This window comes from Brevibacillus sp. SIMBA_040, assembly GCF_046535075.1.
GTDB lineage: Bacteria > Bacillota > Bacilli > Brevibacillales > Brevibacillaceae > Brevibacillus.
In genome coordinates this window covers 1-246 of record NZ_JAWRXI010000346.1, presented here as the reverse complement: position 1 = coordinate 246, position 246 = coordinate 1, and the positions used below count along the sequence as shown (strand labels likewise).

Annotated in this window: 1 protein-coding gene; it reads left to right on the top strand. The window is 49.6% G+C overall.

Features of this window, described 5'->3' with window-relative positions; genetic code table 11:
* The coding region (locus SB752_RS33060) for a hypothetical protein (protein WP_410719604.1) at positions 1–246 on the top strand (246 nt) is incomplete at both ends.

Here is a 246-nt window from a genome sequence, read left to right as displayed (position 1 = left end):
AGGCGTAATGGTCAAGCCGACGGCGATGATGCAGACGTCTCCAGCACGCTTCTAAACAATTTCGTTCTTCGCGCGGATATTACTCTGGACGGAAACAAGCTCACTCTTCAGATATTTCGGAAGGGCGAGGACGAACCGTGGCTGAATATCCGTGACCGTTACCCTAATAAAGTGGGAAAATTGTTTGGCGATATCCGATTTTTTCCTCGCAGAAAGGGGACATTCACGGGTATCGACGTCGATGGA